General features: G+C 50.0%; 19 protein-coding genes. 13 read left to right on the top strand and 6 right to left on the bottom strand.

Annotated elements, in window-relative coordinates:
- Nucleotides 1-132: 132 nt before the first annotated feature.
- The 4 genes from RHP47_RS08205 to RHP47_RS08190 all read left to right on the top strand — a co-directional run bounded on the left by RHP47_RS08205 (nucleotide 133) and on the right by RHP47_RS08190 (nucleotide 2674).
- Complete coding sequence (locus RHP47_RS08205; RefSeq protein ID WP_149819878.1) at nucleotides 133-687, top strand: protoglobin domain-containing protein; 555 nt, start codon at nucleotides 133-135, stop codon at nucleotides 685-687.
- A gap of 79 nt (nucleotides 688-766) precedes the next feature.
- Complete coding sequence (locus RHP47_RS08200; RefSeq protein WP_149819876.1) at nucleotides 767-1162, top strand: roadblock/LC7 domain-containing protein; 396 nt, start codon at nucleotides 767-769, stop codon at nucleotides 1160-1162.
- Nucleotides 1163-1179: 17 nt separating this feature from the next.
- Nucleotides 1180-1770: an ATP/GTP-binding protein gene (locus tag RHP47_RS08195; RefSeq protein WP_310840197.1), complete on the top strand. Its 591-nt coding sequence runs from the start codon at nucleotides 1180-1182 to the stop codon at nucleotides 1768-1770.
- Nucleotides 1771-1792: 22 nt separating this feature from the next.
- Nucleotides 1793-2674, top strand: coding sequence for a DUF4388 domain-containing protein (locus RHP47_RS08190; RefSeq protein ID WP_286625299.1), 882 nt, complete (start codon nucleotides 1793-1795; stop codon nucleotides 2672-2674).
- A gap of 84 nt (nucleotides 2675-2758) precedes the next feature.
- On the opposite strand, the gene RHP47_RS08185 is transcribed toward RHP47_RS08190, so the two are convergent.
- The 3 genes from RHP47_RS08185 to RHP47_RS08175 all read right to left on the bottom strand — a co-directional run bounded on the left by RHP47_RS08185 (nucleotide 2759) and on the right by RHP47_RS08175 (nucleotide 5590).
- The gene (locus tag RHP47_RS08185; RefSeq protein WP_310840196.1) at nucleotides 2759-3622 is read right to left on the bottom strand and encodes a fructosamine kinase family protein; all 864 of its coding nucleotides are present in this window, start codon (nucleotides 3620-3622) and stop codon (nucleotides 2759-2761) included.
- A gap of 11 nt (nucleotides 3623-3633) precedes the next feature.
- Nucleotides 3634-3861, bottom strand: a complete 228-nt coding sequence (locus RHP47_RS08180; protein WP_011057657.1) for a Calvin cycle protein CP12 — start codon at nucleotides 3859-3861, stop codon at nucleotides 3634-3636.
- 127 nt (nucleotides 3862-3988) lie between these two features.
- Complete coding sequence (locus tag RHP47_RS08175; RefSeq protein WP_302679287.1) at nucleotides 3989-5590, bottom strand: NAD(P)H-quinone oxidoreductase subunit 4; 1602 nt, start codon at nucleotides 5588-5590, stop codon at nucleotides 3989-3991.
- 327 nt (nucleotides 5591-5917) lie between these two features.
- On the opposite strand from RHP47_RS08175, the gene RHP47_RS08170 reads away from it, so the two are divergent.
- From RHP47_RS08170 to RHP47_RS08135, 8 genes are read left to right on the top strand one after another with little or no spacing between them, the layout of a single operon-like run.
- Nucleotides 5918-6259 (top strand): cation:proton antiporter subunit C, encoded by a 342-nt coding sequence (locus tag RHP47_RS08170; protein ID WP_149819866.1) that lies wholly within the window; start codon nucleotides 5918-5920, stop codon nucleotides 6257-6259.
- Nucleotides 6260-6268: 9 nt separating this feature from the next.
- Nucleotides 6269-7693, top strand: a complete 1425-nt coding sequence (locus RHP47_RS08165; RefSeq protein WP_310840194.1) for a cation:proton antiporter — start codon at nucleotides 6269-6271, stop codon at nucleotides 7691-7693.
- Entirely contained in the window at nucleotides 7690-8079 is a 390-nt protein-coding gene (locus tag RHP47_RS08160; protein WP_149819862.1) for a Na+/H+ antiporter subunit E, read from the top strand. Before RHP47_RS08165 ends, RHP47_RS08160 begins: the two co-directional genes overlap by 4 nt.
- Nucleotides 8076-8336 carry a hypothetical protein gene (locus tag RHP47_RS08155; protein WP_181495024.1) on the top strand — a complete coding sequence of 87 codons (261 nt, stop codon included), beginning with the start codon at nucleotides 8076-8078 and terminating at the stop codon, nucleotides 8334-8336. The genes RHP47_RS08160 and RHP47_RS08155 overlap by 4 nt, the downstream gene beginning before the upstream one ends.
- A gap of 14 nt (nucleotides 8337-8350) precedes the next feature.
- On the top strand, nucleotides 8351-8629 hold the full coding sequence (locus RHP47_RS08150) for a monovalent cation/H(+) antiporter subunit G (RefSeq protein WP_181496944.1): 279 nt from the start codon (nucleotides 8351-8353) through the stop codon (nucleotides 8627-8629).
- Nucleotides 8622-9152 carry a DUF4040 domain-containing protein gene (locus tag RHP47_RS08145; RefSeq protein ID WP_149819858.1) on the top strand — a complete coding sequence of 177 codons (531 nt, stop codon included), beginning with the start codon at nucleotides 8622-8624 and terminating at the stop codon, nucleotides 9150-9152. The genes RHP47_RS08150 and RHP47_RS08145 overlap by 8 nt, the downstream gene beginning before the upstream one ends.
- Nucleotides 9149-9808, top strand: coding sequence for a Na(+)/H(+) antiporter subunit B (locus tag RHP47_RS08140; RefSeq protein ID WP_286625295.1), 660 nt, complete (start codon nucleotides 9149-9151; stop codon nucleotides 9806-9808). The genes RHP47_RS08145 and RHP47_RS08140 overlap by 4 nt, the downstream gene beginning before the upstream one ends.
- A gap of 30 nt (nucleotides 9809-9838) precedes the next feature.
- Nucleotides 9839-10264 (top strand): DUF2887 domain-containing protein, encoded by a 426-nt coding sequence (locus tag RHP47_RS08135; RefSeq protein ID WP_310840193.1) that lies wholly within the window; start codon nucleotides 9839-9841, stop codon nucleotides 10262-10264.
- Nucleotides 10265-10291: 27 nt separating this feature from the next.
- Here RHP47_RS08135 and hisH read toward each other — a convergent pair whose 3' ends face one another.
- Both hisH and RHP47_RS08125 read right to left on the bottom strand, forming a co-directional pair.
- On the bottom strand, nucleotides 10292-10909 hold the full coding sequence (hisH, locus tag RHP47_RS08130; protein WP_399363219.1) for an imidazole glycerol phosphate synthase subunit HisH: 618 nt from the start codon (nucleotides 10907-10909) through the stop codon (nucleotides 10292-10294).
- Between the two features lie 63 nt (nucleotides 10910-10972).
- Nucleotides 10973-11584: a cation diffusion facilitator family transporter gene (locus RHP47_RS08125; protein WP_149819852.1), complete on the bottom strand. Its 612-nt coding sequence runs from the start codon at nucleotides 11582-11584 to the stop codon at nucleotides 10973-10975.
- 754 nt (nucleotides 11585-12338) lie between these two features.
- Here RHP47_RS08125 and RHP47_RS08120 point away from each other — a divergent pair.
- Nucleotides 12339-13019, top strand: a complete 681-nt coding sequence (locus tag RHP47_RS08120; protein WP_310840191.1) for a transposase — start codon at nucleotides 12339-12341, stop codon at nucleotides 13017-13019.
- Here RHP47_RS08120 and RHP47_RS08115 read toward each other — a convergent pair.
- Complete coding sequence (locus RHP47_RS08115; RefSeq protein ID WP_286668587.1) at nucleotides 13002-13865, bottom strand: PD-(D/E)XK nuclease family protein; 864 nt, start codon at nucleotides 13863-13865, stop codon at nucleotides 13002-13004. The genes RHP47_RS08120 and RHP47_RS08115 overlap by 18 nt on opposite strands.
- Nucleotides 13866-14150 lie beyond the last annotated feature (285 nt).

The raw sequence follows: 14150 nt of genomic DNA, 5'->3' as shown, positions 1-14150 counted from the left end.
GCGCCCCGATGGCCAGAATCCAACAATTTTGAGAATCCAGTTAGAAGCGACAGGGTATTTACAGGCCTCAAGAAAGGTGCTAGCCTTTTGTCGGAAATTTCACGTCATCTTAGTATTGAAATCAAAAGTCCAATGGCTATCGATCCAACCGCCTTCATGGCAACTATGACTCGCCGTGTGCAGTTGACGGAAGAAGACAAATCGGTGCTTGCCCAAGCAGCACCTTGGGGTAAGGAAGTTGCCCCCGCCATGGCAGATGTCTTTTATGATTACCTTGGCAAAGATGAAGAGATGAATGCCATTCTCAACGCTACCGAAGGGCGAGTTCATCGCCTCAAACAAACGTTTGTGGAATGGTTTTACGAGATGTTTACTGGCATGGATCAGTGGGGAAAAAGCTACGCTGAACGCCGTTGGAGAATTGGACTTATCCATGTCAAGGTTGGGATTGGACCCCAGCATGTTGTACCAGCCATGGCAGTTGTAGTCAACGCTCTACGGCAAAAACTGCGCCAAGATAATCAATCGGAGGCTCTTGGGGATGCCTTAAGCAAAATTTGCATGATTGACCTTGCCTTTATTGAGCAGGCCTACTTTGAAGTCTCTTCCCAAGCAGTTCTTCAAGAGACCGGATGGACACAAGCGCTCTTTCAACGTTTAATTGCTCAAGGGGCAACCGCGATGTAGCAATTCTCTTCTTTATCTTCATTGGTATCTATTTGCTCTTGCCATCATTTATTCGATTTATTTTGGGCTAGGGGGTAAAATGGCCATTAACGCCGTCAAAATTGAAGCAATTCTGCAAAATTTTGTAGCCACTGCCAGCAATGTTCAAGGGGCAGCTCTGGTTTCTCCGGATGGCCTGACGCTTGCCGCTGTCTTGCCTAGCGGCATGGATGAAGAGCGTGTTGCCGCCATGTCAGCAGCCATGCTCTCCTTAGGTGAGCGGATTGGGCGGGAACTGAGTCGAGGACAAATTGAGCGAATTTTGGTGGAAGGCAACAGTGGCTATGGCATCCTGACTAGCTGCACCGAAGATGCAGTTTTACTGGTTCTTGCCGATGCTTCAGCCAAGCTGGGGATTATCAATCTTGAGATTAAGAACGTTATTGCCGATTTGCAACAACAACTCGTTAGTGTGAGTCCAACTGTTAGTCTCTAGCCTGAGGTCACTACCCAATGGAAATTATGCGAATCGTAGTGACCGGTGCAGTAGGCGCTGGCAAATCTACATTTATTCGCAAAATTAGCGAAATTGAGGCTGTAGACACAGATCGCAAAGCTAGTGATCATGTTGCTGATCTGAAGCCAACAACAACAGTAGCGATGGATTTTGGGCGCTTACAGTTTAGTGCTGATAAGGCACTTCATCTCTACGGTACTCCTGGCCAAGAGCGCTTTGATTTCATGTGGGACATTCTTATTCGCAAAGCCCACGCTTTCATTTTGCTAGTGAGTTCCCATCGTCCCCAAGACTTTCGGATGGCTCGGCGCATCGCTGCTTTCATGCGCCACCGCACTCAGATACCCATGGTCATCGGCTGCAGTCATGCTGATCATCCTGACGCTTGGCCGGTGGAAGAAATTGGGGTTGCCCTTGGCTATTTAGATCCCCAAAGACGACCACCAATGATATCTGTGAATAGCTTGGATCGTTTTTCGGTTGCCACAGCGTTGACAACAGTTATTCAAGAATATGTCCGATTCCAAGCTAGACCAATCACTCCTCCGGATGCCACCGCTACAGTCAAAAGACAACAACTTGAGTGATTGAATTCAAGAGGAGATTCCCATGAAAATTAGCGGTTACTTTTCAGAATTTTCGCTAGGAGAGGTTTTTCGGTTGTTGGAACAAGGGCAGCGTACAGGATGCCTCTCCATAAAGTTGATCAATATGCCAAACATTTTAACCGTGCTACCGCAATCGCAAGAGTACTACCTCTTTTTTCGTTATGGAAACGTGGTAGCAGCAACCACTACACTCAACCAACAAGGTTTGTGGCAATTGATTGAGCAGCGGAAATTATTACACCCTTTGACCATTCAACGAGTGATGGACCGATATTCTCAAAATGTACCCTTGGGGATTTTCCTAAAATCCCAAGGAATCTTGGACACACAGCAACTTAGTTTACTATTCAGGCATCAAGTGCTGACGCCTGTTCCTTACCTGTTTAGCCTTGAAGAAGGCTATTTCGAGTTTGATGGCCGTCATCCCCTGCCGTTTTCTGAAATGACCGGTCTGAGTGCTTCACCCCAAGCGATTACCCTAGCAGGTCTGCGTTTATTACGCGACTGGACATCCTTGATGGATAAATTGCCCTCGGAGAGCTCGACGATTGTCGCTTTAGTTCATGAGCCACCCTCTGTGCAGTTAAGCGCAAAGGAGTGGCAGGTATGGGAGCAAATTGATGGCACAACAACAATTCAAGAGATTGCTAACACGCTAGGCTTGCACATCTTAGAGATTCAAAAAATCTGTTTTTGTTTTATAGTGATGGGCTTAGTAGAAGAAATCATTAGCATTTCTCCTCCGCCAGCAACTACCTTTCCTAAGCAGATTGACCTAGGCTTGTCCAATAGGGAAAGTGATAATAGGGCTGGCGCCGAATTGAGTTATTCCTTCCTTAATGGAATTGTTAGCTTTTTGAGAAACAAAGCAAAAGATAATTAAGTGTTCCCTTTCATGACATCCTTCCGATGCTTACCTAAAGTTGTGGAGCATAGGCTTACCGACTAAGAATTGCTTGGTAAGCGTCTATTGGTCAAGAATCGCAGCCATCATTTGCTCTGCTTGAGTTCCATAACTGCCGCCAAAGAGATTGAAGTGATTGAGGATGTGGTACAGGTTGTAGATGGTTTTCCGTTGCCCATAGCCAGCCGCTAAGGGATAGGTGGCGTTGTAGCCCTCATAAAAGGCCGCTGGAAAGCCACCAAAGAGTTCACTCATGGCCAAGTCCACCTCGCGATCGCCATAGTAACTGGCGGGGTCGAAAATGACGGGTTCCCCCGTACGACAAAAGGCAGCATTTCCCGACCAGAGATCGCCGTGCACTAGGGTAGGGGTTGGCTCATGGTTCAGGAGTTCTGGAATGGCTGCTAGGAGCTTCTCCGCCTTGGGAAAGTGTCCACCCCGACGGCGAGCCAACTCCAGCTGATAGCGCAGGCGAGCATCGCGGAAAAACTCCCCCCAGTTGTCTGACCAAGGGTTGATTTGAGGAGTGGCACCAATGGTGTTGTTTTCGCACCAGCCATAGCGATCGCCAGTGCCCTTGAGGTGCAACTGTGCCAGCTCTACCCCCATTTGCCACCAATCTCCGGCACTGGTGAGGGGCAAGTATTCCAACACTAAAAAACTCGCGTCCTCAACCACTCCCCATAGCAGGGGAAGGGGAACGCGAATCGCTTGAACCTTGGCGATCGCCCGCAGGGCATTGGCTTCGGCAGCAAACATGGACTGCCGTTCAGGGCGATTGAATTTAACAAAGAGGGTTTGCTCAGGATGTTGCCACACATAGGTGGTGTTGATACTGCCGCCCCCTACCGCAAGGGCTTTACCCTCATGGAGCCGCTGACCCGTCGCTGCGGCAAATTGATCCCACAACTGTTGCCAGCGACCCACACCCTCAACCCTTAGTCGTCGTAAATGCGGCACTCAGCAGCATCAGGGTTGTCATCACAGTACTGCTGAAAGGAGGTTTTGTGATCTTGCTGCTCAGCGCGTTGGTGGGCAGCTTCCGCTTGCAGTTCCTCAAGGGCATCCCAAGCGGCGGCACACTGTCCAGAGGTTGCCCCTTCGGTATCACAGATTTTGTGGGCTTCCTCGCGGGCTTGTTCAATTTGTTTCTCGAGATTACTCATAGAGCCTTTATTGAATCACCGTATTCAGTTTATGCAATCTGCCCAAGGGCAGGAATGCCGTTACTCCACTCTAGCAATGAATGCCCTGAACTGCCAGTTGGAGACGGTGCATCCCCACCCCTCACCCCTAGAGGGTACTGTCGGCAACGGTTGCTTCACTGACTAGGCTGGGGGCGGATTGGGTCAGTTGGGCATAGAGGGGCAGATGGTGCTGCGCTACCGCCGGCAGAGCCGCATGGACATGGCTAGCGATCGCTGTCGTGGTCACATCGTAGGTTTGGGTGGCTAGCTTGGGATACATCCCCACAGCAATAATCGGCACCAACAGGGACAGGGCAATGAAGGTTTCACGGGGATTGATGTCCAACAGCAGTTTGTCAAACATATCGCCCGCTTGTTTGCCCGTAAAGACACGGCGCACCATCGAGAGCAGATAGACGGGCGTAATAATCACCCCAACAGCGGCAAGGAAAATCACTCCCACTTTGAAACTCGTGGAGTAGGCATCACTATTGGTCAAGCCCAAAAAGACAGTGAGTTCACTGACAAAACCACTCATACCGGGCAGCGCCAGCGAGGCCATAGAGGCAGCGGTAAACAGGGCAAAGGTTTTCGGCATGGATTGGGCAATACCGCTCATTTTTTCCATGGCCAATGTGTGGGTGCGATCGTAGGTCACCCCGGCCAAGAAGAAGAGAACAGCCGCAATCAAACCGTGGGAAAGCATTTGCAGCATCGCCCCATTGAGACCAATGCCATTGAGGGCACCAATGCCCAGCAGCACAAAGCCCATGTGGGAAATCGAGGAGTAGGCCAGCCGCCGCTTCAGGTTTTCTTGGCCAAAAGCAGTCAGGGCACCATAGACAATATTCACGACCCCAAGGGCAATCAGCAGCGGCGCAAAGTAGATGTGGGCATCCGGCAACATTTGCAGGTTGAAGCGAATCAGGCCATAGCCCCCCATTTTCAAGAGCACGCCTGCCAGCACCATTGACACGGGCGCCGAGGCTTCACCATGGGCATCGGGTAACCAAGTGTGTAGCGGGAAAATCGGCAGCTTGACACCAAAGGCAATCAGGAAACCACCATAGGCCAGCAGTTCCAGCGCCAAGGGATAGTCCTTGAGACCCAAGGCCGCCATGCTGAGCGTAAAGTCACCCCCATAGAAGGCCATCCCTAGGCCAGCAATGAGGATAAAGAGGGAACCAACGGCAGTGTAGAGGATGAATTTTGTAGCGGCGTATTGGCGTTTGGCTCCCCCCCAGATGGAAATGAGTAGATAGACGGGCACCAGTTCCAATTCCCAAATCAGGAAGAAGAGGATGAGGTCTTGGGCGGCAAAGACGCCAATTTGGGCACTGTAGAGCGCCAGCATCAAGAAATAAAATAAACGCGGCTTCTGCTTTACTTGCCAAGCCGCAAAGATTGCCACTGTGTTGACCAGACCCGTCAGCAAAATCAGGGGGACGGCAAGGCCATCAACCGCTAGGGACCAGTTCAGGCCGATTTGCGGCAGCCAAGGCACGGTTTCCACCATTTGGATCTGGGCGGATTGGGCATCGTAGTGCTGCCAGAAAACCATTGCCGAGAGGCCAAGTTCGAGGAGTGCGATCGCTAGGGCATACCAGCGGACTGTCTTCCCCTCACGGTCGGGCAACACGGGAATGAAAAAGGCTGCCCCTAAAGGCAGCAGTGTTAGTACAGTCAGCCAAGGAAATTGGACATTCATCAGACAACCCCCCAAGGGACGAGTCCAGTAATTCGTTCAAGTGTCTGAATAAGAATATATACCTATTTACCAAATATTGCAAATTGTTAAGTATTTTTCTAAATTATAAAGTTTGTGACACTGATATTGACAAAAATCTATTCTATAGAGAATTGATATTGATCTGAATAAAGTTAAGATGGGGGTTGACGGGCTTAAGGGTCCTCACCGTTGGTTGCGGCGGTGCAGTTCTATAGCAACAGGCAAGGTGTAACGGCAAAGCAGAATGTTACAGTTTGTTCTAAATACCTTTGTTCTAAATACCAAGGTGTCTGGGGGTGGGGTCTCATGATTTTCTTAGAAGCCAGTGTTTTTGTCACTATCCTCGTCGGGTTTCTAGCAACGATCGTCAAGAAAAACCTGCTAATGAAGATTGTGACGATGGATGTCATGAGCACCGGCGTAGTGGCTTTGTTTGTGGTCATTGCCACCCACAGTGGTCTGGTCACGCCCATTGCCCGTGGCGGAGCCTTTGATGCTGCCTATGCCGACCCCGTACCCCAAGCCGTGATTTTAACCGCAATCGTGATTGGCCTTTCGATTCAAACCCTGATGCTGGTGGCGGCAATGAAGCTAGCGCGGGATAACCCGACTTTAGAAACCCCAGAAATTGATCAAAAGTATCTGTAGGAAGTGGCAATGACGGCGCTGGCGATCGCTTGGATTTTGTTGCCTTTTGTGGCCGGCTTAACCCTTTATCTGCTGCCCCCCTTAGCGCGGGGTCTGACCCTAGCGATCGCCCTTGTTTCCCTCTGTGTCGGCTTAGGCATCACCATTAACCAAGTCAACACTGCGTTTGTCCTACTCGATAGCTTTGGCATTTCCCTGAGCATTGACTCCCTCAGTGGCTACTTTATTGTCACCAATGCCCTCGTCATTTTGGCAGCACTGTTACATACGTGGCAGGAGGGTTATAAAGCGTTCTTCTATGTGCTGCTGTGTCTGCTCCACGGCTGTGCCAACACCGTCTTTATTTCAGCGGATTTCCTCAGTCTCTACGTCAATATTGAGGTGCTGGGGATTGTTGTCTTTTTGTTAATTGCCTATCCCCGTAGCGATCGCCCCCTCTGGATTGGCCTACGCTACCTGATGGTGAGCAACGTGGCCATGCTCTTTTATCTAATGGGGGTGGCGCTCGTCTATCAGACAAACCATACCTTTGCCTTTAGTGCCCTGATGCAGGCACCGCCAGAGGCTGTGGCGCTGATTTTGATGGCATTGTTGGCCAAGGGCGCCATTTTCATTAGTGGGCTTTGGTTGCCCCAAACTAACGTCGTTGCTGCTCCCATTGTTGCTGCTCTCCTAGCCGGCATTGTCGAAAATGCTGGGGTGTTTAGCCTTGCTCGCGTCAGTCTGCTCTATAGCACCATTGCCGATATTGTGCGGCTGTTTGCCCTCGCCTCAATCTTTTTTGGCTTAATATTTGCCTTGGTGGCCGATGATGTACGACGGATGCTCAGCTTTAGTACCCTTGGCCAATTGGGATGGGTAATCATTGCCCCACCGGCAGCGGGTTTGTATGCCCTGATGCACGGCTTAGCCAAGGCCAGCCTTTTTTTGAGTGTGGGGGAACTGCGCCACTATCGTCTTAGTGAATTGCGCCAAGAGGGTCTGCCGCGCCCAGTGGCGATCGCCCTGATTATTGCCGGTTATGGCATTGTCGGTGTGCCCCTCCTTGCTGGATTTCCCGCTAAGGCTTTGACCCTAAGTTACCTTGACCCGTGGCAGCAGGGACTGCTCTATGGTGCTGGCTTTTTAACCGCCACAATTTACAGCAAATTCCTCTTTTTGCCTCGCTATCCTAGCAAGACCCCTATGGGCTATAGTGCCGCCACAATGGTGCTCTTGGGTGGGCTATTTCTGGCCAATGCCGGCTACATGGAAGCCTACAGTAGTGGCATGAGTTTGTTACGCGCCTTTTTGCCGCCCTTGGTGGGGTGTGGCCTAGTGGCTTTGGGGGTCTCCCGCTGGGAATCGCCATGGCGAGGGGCTTGGGAACGTCTAGAACATCTTCTAGGGGTGATGCTGTTACTCTTACTTGGCTTGGTGGGGTTAGCGCTATGAATTATTTGAACTTTGCCCTGCGCCTAACGATTTGGCTGCTGCTGACGGCGGACTTTGGCTTGGTCAATCTGGCGATTGGGATTTTGGTTTCGCTCCTGCTGCCCCAAGGGCGAGGGGGTATGGCAACACTGCGGCAGTGGCTGAGTACCCTAGGAAAAGTGGCGATGGCTGTTCCCCGTGCCTATATTGAAGCCATTGAAATGATGGTGCGTCCCCATCGTCATGAAGCGATCGTCCGTGAACCCGTTGATCCTACCCGTGCCCCCGGTCTGATTTTTCTAGATATTTTTACGATTACCTTCACCCCCAAGACGATCGTGCTGCACTACGACGAGGAGGGCTGGTTTGAAGTGCATCAACTAGTGGAGCGCAGACCCGAAAAATGACGGCCTTTTTAGTCATCATGCTGCTGATTCTGGGCATTCCCCTCTATGCTGCTTGGAAGGGGGAGCACATCTGGTCGAAGATGTTGGCCTTTGCCAGTATTGCCACAAAGGCAGCCATTATGATCTTGCTGGTGTCGGTGCAGCGGGATGATTGGATGATTGGCATTGTGGGGGTGATCATCCTTAGTGTGGGCAATGGTGCCCTGATGCTCTTGGCGCAGATTCTGCGGCGACTACGGGATGTCGCCAATCTTTAGGGAGGGGGTCAGTGATTTTACAGTGGATCAGTTATGCCTGTATTAGTTTTGGTCTCTTTCTTTGGCTGTGGGGAACATGGCCGCTGGTGGGTCGGCGATCGCCCCTCTATAAACTGCATTTTTTGTCAGTCTCCGATACCTTAGGTTCGATGGCAATCATGATCGGCGTCTTGCTGCGCATTCCCCGCGAATGGCCACTTCTGGTCTTGGCGTTGATCTCCCTCGCCCTCTGGAACACCATTCTGGGCTATGTTTTGGCCTACTGCTCCCAAGGGGAGGACACTGATGGATAGCTGGTTCATTGCTGTCACTGCACTCTTGCCTCTAACAGCTCTGATGCTGGTGTTTCAGGAGAATCCCTACCACGCCCTTGTCATTCGCGGCATTATTGGTGCGGTGGCGGCTCTCCTCTATGCCATTCTCGGCGCTGCTGATGTGGCACTGACCGAAGCCCTTGTGGGAACAATGCTCTCAATTATGCTCTACGCCGTTGCAGTACGCTCTTCCTTGGTGCTGCGATTGGGCATCTTAGCTTCGGCACTCTCCACCGATAGCTTGGATCATTTACTGGCAGCCATTCGTGAAGCCGTTGCTCCCTATCATTTGCGTGTTGAATTAATTATTTATCCCACCTTTGAGCAACTTAAAATAGCGCTCCGCGATCGCGAGATTCATGCCCTATGTGCTGAAGAAACCACTCAATTATTAACGATGACCCGTGTAGCACGCCTTTACACCATCCTCAAGCCCCACCTCACCAGTCTCACAGAACTCGTGTATTACCCCTTGCCCAGTGAAGAGGAGTCAGCGACATGATTTGGCTCTATGGCATTGCGGCAGTGCTGCTGCTGGTGAAAATGCTGATGATCCCCACCCTACCTGCGGTACCAACGCTTCCCATTGTCGAAACCCTTGTTAACCAGAGTGGCATTCCCAATGCCGTTACGGCTGTGATTTTGCGCAATCGCCTGTACGACACCATTTTTGAAGTGGTGGTATTCACTCTTGCCATCATGGGGGCACAGTATCTACTCAGCAATGAAAAACCCCTTGGCCACGTTAGCCGCTTTAATGATCAGCCCTCGATTGTTTTGGCAAGATTTGGCGCCACCATTTGCTCCCTTGTGTGTATTGAGTTGGCCTTGCGGGGGCACCTGAGTGCGGGGGGTGGATTTGCGGCTGGCGTTGCTGGCGGGACGGCGATCGGGCTTGTGGCCATTACCTCAGCTCCAGAATGGCTAGAGAGCATCTATCGTCGCTTCCATGCCGCCACATGGGAAAAAATCTCCGTGATTGTTTTCATTCTCTGCGGTGCCAGCCTGTTGATGGGGGTGGCCTTGCCGGCGGGTCAGTTTGGCACCCTCCTCAGTGGTGGCTGGATTCCTTGGCTGAATATCCTCATTGCGCTGAAAGTGGCCTTGGGGTCGTGGGCGGCAGTGCTGACATTTATTCGCTATCGCGGCCTGCTTTAATCCATGCTCCCGTGATATATTCCCTAGCCCATGCGCCGCGACTCCCTCTTTTACCAACTGTTTGCTCAACTGCCTCAGACGCTCTTTGAGCTGCTCGGAATTGACTATCCTAGAGGCTACCGCTTTGACTTCGTTGAACTCAAGCCAACCGCCTTCCGCATTGACGGTGTCTTTGTCCCCCCTGATCCCTCAGGAGTGGTCTATTTTTGTGAAGTCCAGTTTCAAAGAGATAATACCTTCTACGAACGCTTCTTTGCTGAAATCTTTCTCTATTTGCGTCTGTATCGCCAGACCTTCTCTGATGGGCAAGCCGTGGTCATTTATCCCAATCGATTACTTGCGCAGCGGAGTCAGACAGAAACAGACCTGAAGCAGCAAGCCATAATAGAGTTAATCATAACAACTGTCCTGTACAAGTTCACCACACTAAGTCGCGAGGAGGTGCTGATGAGGTGATTCACAATTATTGTACTGGATAATATCTCATTCTTGATTAAAATGGCTATACTGGTGTTTGACGAGAGTGACAAAGTTGCGCAGTAGTTGCAGGCCGATCTTGCCCGACTTTTCGGGGTGAAATTGACAGGCAAAGATATTGTTGCGGGCGATCGCGGCTGTGACAGTTTGCTGACCATGACGGACGGTGGCGGCCACAAGCTCTGGATCATCAGGGGCGACAAAGTAGGAGTGGACAAAATACACCCAAGGGGTTGGCGGTAAATTCTGCCAGAGGGGACAGGCGGGTTGCGTTAGGGTGAGTTGGTTCCAGCCGATGTGGGGGATTGTGAGGCCGGGTTCAGACTGAAAGCGTTTGACTTTCCCCGCAAAAATACCAAGGCCGGGTTCTCTGCCTTCTTCGCTGCACTCAAACAAGACTTGCAGACCCAGACAAATCCCCAAAAAGGGCATCCCCTGCTGAATCACCCGCTGAATGACAGGCACCAGTTCCCGCTCGTGGAGATGGGTCATGGCGGGGTCAAAGGCACCGACACCGGGGAGAACCACGGCATCCGCAGCACAAATGTCACTGGCGCGATCGCTCACTAAGGGCGTTGCCCCCACGACATCAAGGGCTTTACTCACGGAATGCAGATTGCCCATATCGTAGTCAATGATGGCGATCGCTGGTCCGCTCACAGGAGACTTCCCCAAAAGTAACCCTACTTATTCTACAGGGGTGTTCATCACCGCCTGCCTTGCATCCCGCACAATACGAATTCCTCCCCAGAGCACAAGGCTGGCGATGCCAAAACCCACAATCAAATCAGGATAAGGGGATCGAAAGAGGGCGACCAGCCCGCCGGCGATAATTACGCTGACATTGGCAATCACGTCATTTTGGGTAAAAATCCAACTGGCGCGCATGTGCACCTCCCCTTGCCGATGTTTGGCAATCAAGTAAAGGCAGTAGCCATTGGCCACCAGTCCAAGGAGAGCGATCGCCATCATCCAATCTGCCTCTGGGGCACTACCGCTGACAAAGCGACGGATCACATCTCCCAAAATTAAAACTGCAAGGGTCATCTGAAAAAGACCACTCAGACCTGCCGCACGGGTTTTGTGCCTTGGAGAACGCCCCACGGCATAGAGGGAGAGGCCATAGACGAGAGCATCGGCAAGCATATCAAGAGAATCAGCAATCAGCGCTGTGGAATGAGCAAGGATGCCAGTAATCACCTCCATAAAAAACATGAGCACGTTGATCAGCAGCACAATGCGCAGGGTTTTGCGCTCCGCCGCATTTCTTGCTTCGATGTGGCAACCACAATCGGACATGGGCTATTCCCAAACGTATCTAAATATCATGGCTGAAGTAGCTATAGGATTGCCAGACCTCGGATAGCACAATTGTTTAGCTAGTCAATGAAGATGTGACTTGCCATACAACGGTCAGAGTTATTCTTTTAAATTAAACTGTCACAATTATTGACACAAAGTGGCTTTAACTAGCAGCTACAGCTACTTAGGGTACTAACCGGTATTCGATAATACAACAATAACATTGGCACTTTGATTGACAAGTAGGTCTGATTGTCACTTGATACGTTAATTTTTGTTGCAAGATTCAATATTTCTGCCTCAAATCAGATCATTTGACCATAGAATTTTTCTAGAACATCTTTTTCAAGCGTTAAGACTGTATGACTCAGTAACACCAAGCTCTATACTGGTTAACTTTTGGGGCTATGCAGAGGTAGACTATAATGTTGAACGTGTTGAAAAAATGTTGTAGGGGTTTCTCGACCTAAATCAATCCGTGGCTACAGCCTAATTTATTCTGGTCAAGATTTACCAAAAGGTAGTCGATCAGGTCAGCCGTTTAGAGATTATTCAAATCCATCTTCTAAGGTTTCTCATCATCAATGCCTACATTTCTTAAGTAAAGAGTAAAGCAAGAAAAACATACCAATACGAATGAAAGAACTATTGGTCTCATGCCAGAAGTGTTGAAAGATAGTTTGAGAGGCTAGAAAAAAGGGAAGAAATGTCATATTCTTCCCTTAAAAGAAGAAGAAAAAATCAATTTACTATGGCATCTTTTGCAACTCTTGTCAAGTCCATTCTCAATCGGCTCAGCCCCTGTGACTACCCCGTGCTGAACTCTCAATTGTTCTTCAAAATCTGGTTGACCTACGTTCTCGACCAAGGGTTAACCAGTATGAGAGCCTTATTTTATCGCTTGAATCATGCAGGGATTACAGTGGATATGTCAACGTTTTCCAAAGCCAACAAAACTCGGACAACCCGCTTATTTGAGGGGATTTACACTCAACTGATGTCTCAAGCTCAAAAGAGACATCGTACTTCAAGCATGACGCTGTTTCCTATCGATTCAACCATCATTACCCTGACCAGTAAACTCTTTTGGTTCTATAAATATCATCAAGTGAAGTTACTTACGGGATTTGATTTAACAGAGAACATCATGGGTAAAGCGGTGATTTCTTTTGGGGAGAGACATGACCTGAGCTTTCAAGAGGAGATTCTAGAAATGATCCCTGAGAACGCTGTTGTAATCATGGATAGAGGGTTTGCGAGCTGGCAATTTTTAGAGCGACTGAGTGAGAGGAAGTGCTCATTTGTTGTACGTATCAAGAATAACATGAGAATGAAGCTCAATCATGAGAGATATCGCGTGGTTCAATTTTTTGACGAGAATCAAACGGAGTTTCGTATAGCGACAAAAGTCTCCTTACAAGCCCTCCACTGAGTCGGCATAACTATAGAGTTCAATCCCTAGCGCCTCAGCCACCGGTCGTGCGCGTGGATCAACCATTGGCGAAATCACAATTTTGCGGTCAATTTGGCGCTGGTGATGCCGCGCATAGAAATTCACCTTACGGTCAAAGATATACATCCCTGCCTTATCAATAGAAGATTTGATTTCACAGGCAATGGTTAAGCCATTTTTGATAATCAAGTCTAGCTCCACCTGATCAGGGCGACCAAAGACTTCACCCTCATGGTCGTAGAGGGTTAAGTTCAAAACCTCAACCCCAAAGGATTCCGTCAAAATGCCCGCGAGGGCGTTGCGAAAGCTGGTTTCTGAAGCAATTCCCCAGCGAGCACCAAGGGCTCCAATTGTACTGTCAAAGCGCTTGTCAAGACGCCGAATCTCTGCAAGTTGCTCATGCCACCTGCGATCCTGTTCTTCCCAACGCTTGGCCTGTTCTTGCCAGCGGCGGTCCTGTTCTTCCCAGCGCTTGGCCTGCTCTTGCCACCTGCGATCCTGTTCTTCCCAGCGCTTGGCCTGCTCTTGCCAGCGGCAGTCCTGTTCTTCCCAGCGCTTGGCCTGCTCTTGCCACCTGCGATCCTGTTCTTCCCAACGCCGGACCTGTTCTTGCCACTTGCGGTCTTGTTCCTGCCAACGGCGTGACTGTTCCTCGCGATCGCGCTGTAGTTCGCTGAGGATACGGTCAAACTTGATATCTGCCTCACGGCGAGGCAGAGAAACGTCCAAGACCATGCGCAGGATCAAATCTCTCAAGCTGGGATCTTGAGCCACAAGCTGCGGTAGCTCACGCTGAATGAGCGCAATAATTTCCTCTCGCTCCATTAAAATTAGCTACTCTGAAACCTGTAACCCTATTCTAAAGATTTTCGAGTTCGAGGTCATTGCCCTGCTGCCCTTAAAGGAGTCTGAGGAACTGGATCTAGCTGAAAAATGGTAGGGGTAAACTGTTTATTTACACATCTTAAAGGAGGAGCGTGACCGGTAAATTTAGGTCAGTTTTAATGATAGTAGCCAGCGAAGGAAAACCCGCATGGAATCTTCAAAAGAACATCAAACTATACCATTCTTCAGTCTACTCTCCATTTGCAACTGGAACTCAGTCGTCGC

Origin of the sequence: Thermosynechococcus sp. QKsg1, from assembly GCF_031586415.1 — a bacterium.
GTDB lineage: Bacteria > Cyanobacteriota > Cyanobacteriia > Thermosynechococcales > Thermosynechococcaceae > Thermosynechococcus.
This window is presented reverse-complemented; position numbering and strand designations above follow the sequence as displayed.

Excerpts from the sequence above, each read along its gene's own strand:
- RHP47_RS08205 (WP_149819878.1), top strand. The coding sequence starts at position 133 with ATGGCTATCGATCCAACCGCCTTCATGGCAACTATGACTCGCCGTGTG.
- RHP47_RS08200 (WP_149819876.1), top strand. The coding sequence starts at position 767 with ATGGCCATTAACGCCGTCAAAATTGAAGCAATTCTGCAAAATTTTGTA.
- RHP47_RS08195 (WP_310840197.1), top strand. The coding sequence starts at position 1,180 with ATGGAAATTATGCGAATCGTAGTGACCGGTGCAGTAGGCGCTGGCAAA.
- RHP47_RS08190 (WP_286625299.1), top strand. The coding sequence starts at position 1,793 with ATGAAAATTAGCGGTTACTTTTCAGAATTTTCGCTAGGAGAGGTTTTT.
- RHP47_RS08180 (WP_011057657.1), bottom strand. The coding sequence starts at position 3,861 with ATGAGTAATCTCGAGAAACAAATTGAACAAGCCCGCGAGGAAGCCCAC.
- RHP47_RS08175 (WP_302679287.1), bottom strand. The coding sequence starts at position 5,590 with ATGAATGTCCAATTTCCTTGGCTGACTGTACTAACACTGCTGCCTTTA.
- RHP47_RS08170 (WP_149819866.1), top strand. The coding sequence starts at position 5,918 with ATGATTTTCTTAGAAGCCAGTGTTTTTGTCACTATCCTCGTCGGGTTT.
- RHP47_RS08165 (WP_310840194.1), top strand. The coding sequence starts at position 6,269 with ATGACGGCGCTGGCGATCGCTTGGATTTTGTTGCCTTTTGTGGCCGGC.
- RHP47_RS08160 (WP_149819862.1), top strand. The coding sequence starts at position 7,690 with ATGAATTATTTGAACTTTGCCCTGCGCCTAACGATTTGGCTGCTGCTG.
- RHP47_RS08155 (WP_181495024.1), top strand. The coding sequence starts at position 8,076 with ATGACGGCCTTTTTAGTCATCATGCTGCTGATTCTGGGCATTCCCCTC.
- RHP47_RS08145 (WP_149819858.1), top strand. The coding sequence starts at position 8,622 with ATGGATAGCTGGTTCATTGCTGTCACTGCACTCTTGCCTCTAACAGCT.
- RHP47_RS08140 (WP_286625295.1), top strand. The coding sequence starts at position 9,149 with ATGATTTGGCTCTATGGCATTGCGGCAGTGCTGCTGCTGGTGAAAATG.
- RHP47_RS08135 (WP_310840193.1), top strand. The coding sequence starts at position 9,839 with ATGCGCCGCGACTCCCTCTTTTACCAACTGTTTGCTCAACTGCCTCAG.
- hisH (WP_399363219.1), bottom strand. The coding sequence starts at position 10,909 with ATGGGCAATCTGCATTCCGTGAGTAAAGCCCTTGATGTCGTGGGGGCA.
- RHP47_RS08125 (WP_149819852.1), bottom strand. The coding sequence starts at position 11,584 with ATGTCCGATTGTGGTTGCCACATCGAAGCAAGAAATGCGGCGGAGCGC.
- RHP47_RS08120 (WP_310840191.1), top strand. The coding sequence starts at position 12,339 with ATGGCATCTTTTGCAACTCTTGTCAAGTCCATTCTCAATCGGCTCAGC.
- RHP47_RS08115 (WP_286668587.1), bottom strand. The coding sequence starts at position 13,865 with ATGGAGCGAGAGGAAATTATTGCGCTCATTCAGCGTGAGCTACCGCAG.